The 5,401-nt window shown below is 44.5% G+C and carries 8 protein-coding genes; all 8 read left to right on the forward strand.

Annotated features, from left to right (window positions below; translation table 11 throughout):
* Positions 1-93 precede the first annotated feature (93 nt).
* Complete coding sequence (gene yceD, locus R7041_RS22525) at positions 94-618, forward strand: 23S rRNA accumulation protein YceD (protein WP_005387307.1); 525 nt, start codon at positions 94-96, stop codon at positions 616-618.
* 59 nt (positions 619-677) lie between these two features.
* Positions 678-848, forward strand: a complete 171-nt coding sequence (gene rpmF, locus R7041_RS22530; RefSeq protein ID WP_005396978.1) for a 50S ribosomal protein L32 — start codon at positions 678-680, stop codon at positions 846-848.
* Between the two features lie 10 nt (positions 849-858).
* Complete coding sequence (gene plsX / locus R7041_RS22535; protein WP_017633846.1) at positions 859-1,884, forward strand: phosphate acyltransferase PlsX; 1,026 nt, start codon at positions 859-861, stop codon at positions 1,882-1,884.
* A gap of 5 nt (positions 1,885-1,889) precedes the next feature.
* Positions 1,890-2,840, forward strand: a complete 951-nt coding sequence (locus R7041_RS22540; RefSeq protein ID WP_017821385.1) for a beta-ketoacyl-ACP synthase III — start codon at positions 1,890-1,892, stop codon at positions 2,838-2,840.
* 75 nt (positions 2,841-2,915) lie between these two features.
* Positions 2,916-3,839, forward strand: coding sequence for an ACP S-malonyltransferase (gene fabD / locus R7041_RS22545; RefSeq protein ID WP_005387313.1), 924 nt, complete (start codon positions 2,916-2,918; stop codon positions 3,837-3,839).
* 45 nt (positions 3,840-3,884) lie between these two features.
* Positions 3,885-4,619 carry a 3-oxoacyl-ACP reductase FabG gene (gene fabG / locus R7041_RS22550; RefSeq protein WP_031781117.1) on the forward strand — a complete coding sequence of 245 codons (735 nt, stop codon included), beginning with the start codon at positions 3,885-3,887 and terminating at the stop codon, positions 4,617-4,619.
* 246 nt (positions 4,620-4,865) lie between these two features.
* Complete coding sequence (acpP, locus tag R7041_RS22555; RefSeq protein WP_004406112.1) at positions 4,866-5,099, forward strand: acyl carrier protein; 234 nt, start codon at positions 4,866-4,868, stop codon at positions 5,097-5,099.
* Between the two features lie 93 nt (positions 5,100-5,192).
* Positions 5,193-5,401: beta-ketoacyl synthase N-terminal-like domain-containing protein (locus R7041_RS22560; RefSeq protein ID WP_318128720.1), on the forward strand; the 209-nt coding region annotated here is incomplete at its 3' end.

Below are 5,401 nucleotides of genomic sequence, written 5' to 3' on the forward strand. Positions count from 1 at the left end.
TGGCTAATGCTCTGTATGTTAAGCGTAAAAAAGTACAACTTTTTTGCCTTTTTCTTTGACTAATTTTGATTTGGAAGATAATATTCGCGCCCTATGCAAAAGGTAAAAATACCGCGAACGGTTGACCCAGCTAAAGCTGCACAGAAACGATTGGATTACGATGGCATCATCCAAGCTAGTCTTTTCAAGCGCTTAGTGGAAACAACTGAAGGCGTAAAACGCGACGCAGAAGTCTCATTGTCATTTGGGATGGATGAACAGCGACTCGTTGTTATCTCTGGTAAAGCTAACATCGAAGTCGATTTAGAGTGTCAGCGTTGTAATGAGGTATTCGCACATGAGTGCGAAGTTGAATTCCTTTCTACTCCTTACTACGGTGAGAAAACAGAACAGGAAGCACCAGAAATTTATGATTTGGTAGATCTAAATGAATATGGTGAATTAGACCTCATACAACTTGTTGAAGACGAGTTCATCTTAGCATTACCTCAAATTGCGATGCACGATGAAGCGGATTGTAGCGTTGATTCAAATAACATGGTTTTTGGTGAGATTCCTGAAGAAATTGAGGAAGAAAAACCGAATCCATTCGACGTTTTGAAAAGTCTGAAAAAGTAATAGGTGTGGTAGCCGATTCTTCTTCAGGTTTTTAACCCAATAGTATAGGAGTAGGGTCAATGGCCGTACAGAAAAACCGTAAAACTCGTTCTAAGCGCGGTATGCGTCGTTCACACGATGCGCTAACTACAGCTGCTCTATCTGTAGACGCGACTTCTGGTGAAACTCACCTACGCCACAACGTAACTGCTGAAGGTTACTACCGTGGTCAAAAGGTTATCAACAAGTAAGGTTGAACCTTTGCAAAGTATTACCGTTGCACTTGATGCAATGGGCGGGGATTTCGGTCCACGCGTAACAGTGCCTGCCGCCGTGCAGGCACTGTCTCATTTCCCAGAGCTAAAAGTGATTCTTATTGGTGATCAATCTCTGATCACGTCTCAATTATCTCAACTCGGTACCTCGACCAGTTCCCGCTTGACTATTCTTCACAGCGAGAAAGTTATCTCGAACTCAGAAAAACCTTCATTGGCGTTGCGTAATAGCCAAAATAGTTCTATGCGTATGGCTATCGATTTGGTTTCTGAGCAGAAAGCGGATGCTTGTGTTAGTGGTGGCAACACCGGTGCATTAATGGCACTATCGCGTTTCATTCTTAAGCTACTTCCTGGCATTGAACGTCCTGCTTTAGTTTCCGCTTTACCGACGATTACCGGAAAGCGCACTTGGATGCTAGATCTGGGGGCGAATGTATCGTGCGATGCTGATAGCTTGTTCCAATTTGCTGTAATGGGCAGTGCATTAGCTGAAGAACACTTGGGTCGTCCTCCTCGCGTTGCTGTACTCAATATTGGCGCAGAAGAGATTAAAGGTAACGATTTAGTCAAACGTTGCGCAGAAATGCTTTCTCAGACCGATGCGATTAACTTTGTCGGTTATATTGAAGGTAATCAAATTTTGCATGATGTTGCGGACGTCATTGTTTGTGATGGATTTGTCGGCAACGTATGCTTAAAAGCCAGTGAGGGAACAGCTCAACTTTTTATCGAAAAAATTAAAACCAGCATAATGGCATCAACGATAAAGGGTTGGATAGCTAGAAAGTTGTTTTCTAGGCTGTTTAATGAACTAAAAACACTGAACCCCGACCAGTATAACGGCGCAAGTTTGCTAGGATTGCGCGGCATTGTCATAAAAAGCCATGGAAGTGCGGATGTATCTGCGATTGTCAATGCACTTGGCGAGGCAGTACACGAGGTCAAACGACAAGTACCAAGCCGTATTAGCGATCGTTTGGAAGCGGTTTTACTCGAGAGGCATTATTAGTCTTCATGTATAGCAAAATTTTAGGTACTGGCAGCTACCTGCCATCTCAGGTGCGTACAAACGCAGATCTAGAGAAAATGGTAGATACAAGTGATGAGTGGATCGTTGCTCGCACGGGTATTAAAGAGCGTCGAATTGCTGCAGAAAACGAGACTGTAGCAGACATGGCATTCTACGCAGCTGAAAACGCTATCGATATGGCGGGTATTGATAAAAACGATATCGACCTGATTATCGTAGCCACAACGAGCAGTAGCCATACTTTCCCTTCATCTGCGTGTCAGGTGCAGGCAAAGCTTGGCATTAAAGGTTGTCCAGCTTTTGACTTAGCCGCTGCTTGTTCTGGTTTTGTGTACGCATTATCTGTTGCAGACCAACATATCAAATCTGGTATGTGCAAAAACGTACTTGTGATTGGTTCAGATGCTTTGTCTAAAACGTGTGATCCGACAGACCGTTCAACCATTATCCTATTTGGTGATGGTGCCGGAGCCGTTGTCGTAGGCGCTAGCCAAGAGCCTGGCATTATCTCTACCCACATATACTCGGATGGTCAATTCGGAGAGCTTCTAAGCCTACCTGTACCTGTGCGGGGGCAAGATGCGGATAAATGGCTTCATATGGCTGGGAACGAAGTATTCAAAGTCGCTGTCACTCAGCTATCGAAACTAGTAAAAGATACGCTTGAAGCCAACAACATGCATAAGTCTGAACTAGACTGGCTAGTGCCGCACCAAGCGAACTACCGCATTATTTCAGCGACAGCGAAGAAACTTTCGATGTCACTAGACCAAGTCGTGATTACACTTGATAAACACGGCAACACATCAGCTGCGACGGTGCCAACAGCACTAGATGAAGCGGTACGTGATGGTCGTATTAAACGCGGTCAAACTCTGCTTCTTGAAGCGTTTGGCGGCGGATTCACTTGGGGCTCGGCCCTTGTGAAGTTCTAAGTTTCACAAGAATTCAAAATTTAAGGTGCACTTGGTGCATCTTATTTCTTTTTACTTTGCTTAAAGGAAAACAACATGAGCAAGTTTGCTATCGTATTTCCAGGTCAAGGTTCTCAAGCTGTAGGTATGCTTGCAGAACTAGGCGAACAATATGACGTAGTAAAACAAACATTTGCAGAAGCATCTGACGCACTAGGTTACGATCTATGGGCGCTTGTTCAAAATGGACCTGCAGAAGATTTAAACGAGACTTTCCGTACTCAACCAGCTTTGCTAGCTTCATCTGTTGCAATCTGGCGTGTATGGCAGGAACTTGGCTTAGAGCAACCAGCAAACCTAGCCGGTCACAGCCTAGGTGAGTACTCAGCACTTGTATGTGCGGGTGTTATTGACTTTAAAGAAGCCATCAAGCTGGTTGAATTACGTGGTCAACTTATGCAAGAAGCAGTACCAGCTGGTACTGGCGCAATGTACGCGATTATCGGTTTGGCTGATGATGCGATTGCAAAAGCGTGTGAAGACGCAGCGCAAGGCGAAGTGGTCTCTCCAGTAAACTTTAACTCGCCTGGTCAAGTCGTTATCGCTGGTAGCAAAGACGCAGTAGAGCGAGCTGGTGCGCTATGTAAAGAAGCTGGTGCGAAGCGTGCGCTTCCTCTTCCTGTTTCAGTACCTTCACACTGTGCACTTATGAAGCCAGCAGCGGAAAAACTTGCTGTAGCTCTCGAGTCTATCGAATTTAACTCACCACAGCTGCCAGTTATCAACAACGTTGATGTGGTTGCTGAGACAGATCCTGCAAAAATCAAAGATGCGCTTGTTCGTCAGCTACATAGCCCAGTTCGTTGGACTGAAACAGTTGAACTGATGCACGAACAAGGCGTAGAAAATCTTCTTGAGCTTGGTCCTGGTAAAGTTTTAACAGGTCTAACAAAACGTATCGTGAAAACGCTAACTGCAGCAGCAGTGAATGATATAGCATCGCTAGACGCTGCGAAGTAATCCATCAAGCGATAAATTTGCGATAAGAAAAGGAAACACAACATGATGAATCTAGAAGGTAAGATCGCGCTAGTTACCGGCGCAAGCCGTGGTATTGGCCGCGCGATCGCGGAACTTCTTGTCGAGCGAGGTGCTACGGTTATCGGTACTGCTACTTCTGAAAGTGGTGCGGCTGCTATCAGCGAGTATCTTGGTGATAACGGTAAAGGCTTAGCGCTTAACGTGACTGATGTCGAGTCTATCGAAGCGACATTAAAAACGATCAACGAAGAATTTGGTGTGATCGATATTCTGGTGAATAACGCTGGTATTACTCGTGACAACCTATTGATGCGCATGAAAGATGATGAGTGGAACGACATCATCGATACCAACCTAACGCCAATCTACCGCATGTCTAAAGCGGTTTTACGCGGCATGATGAAAAAACGTGCGGGTCGTATCATCAACGTAGGCTCTGTTGTTGGTACCATGGGTAACGCAGGTCAAACTAACTACGCAGCAGCGAAAGCGGGCGTGATTGGTTTTACTAAATCAATGGCTCGTGAAGTTGCGTCTCGTGGTGTAACAGTGAACACTGTTGCTCCTGGTTTCATCGAAACTGACATGACTAAGGCACTAAATGATGACCAACGTGCGGCAACTTTGTCGAACGTGCCAGCAGGTCGTTTAGGTGACCCACGTGAAATTGCATCAGCAGTAGTTTTCCTTGCTTCTCCTGAAGCAGCGTACATTACTGGTGAAACTTTGCATGTAAATGGTGGCATGTACATGGTTTAATGCGACAGTTTATGCAAAATAAGCTATTTTACATTGTGAAAAATAGCCTATAGTTGCAGTTAACTGTCATGAACTTGTCATGCTTATGCGCAAGATTTGTGCATGATTTAAGTCAAAAATGTATTGAAATTCGGTTAAATTCGCTAATTTTGTGGTTTGACCAGCAAGGACCCCCTTGCAACTTTCAATAGTTCGAATAAACTACGGAATCATCGCATTAGGCGAAATCTGTAAAGGAAAAGAAAAATGAGCAACATCGAAGAACGCGTAAAGAAAATCATTGTTGAACAGCTAGGTGTAGACGAAGCAGAAGTTAAAAACGAAGCTTCTTTCGTTGACGATCTAGGTGCTGATTCTCTAGACACTGTAGAACTAGTTATGGCTCTAGAAGAGGAATTCGACACTGAGATTCCTGACGAAGAAGCTGAGAAGATCACTACTGTTCAAGCTGCAATCGACTACGTAAACAGCGCTCAGTAATTAGCTCTCCCAGGCGGTCTCCTAGACCGCCTGTGTTCTTTCTAACTTCTTCTATCCTCTCATAGAAATATTCAATTCCCGGAGAATTATATCGTGTCCAAGCGTCGTGTAGTTGTCACTGGCATGGGTATGTTGTCACCGGTAGGCAACACAGTAGAATCATCTTGGAAAGCCCTGCTAGAAGGTCAAAGTGGTATCGTAAATATCGAGCACTTTGATACTACGAACTTCTCAACTCGTTTTGCAGGTCTTGTTAAAGATTTCGATTGCACAGAGTACATGTCTAAAAAAGATGCTCGTAA

This window comes from Vibrio sp. 1751 (assembly GCF_033339895.1).
Lineage (GTDB): Bacteria > Pseudomonadota > Gammaproteobacteria > Enterobacterales > Vibrionaceae > Vibrio > Vibrio alginolyticus.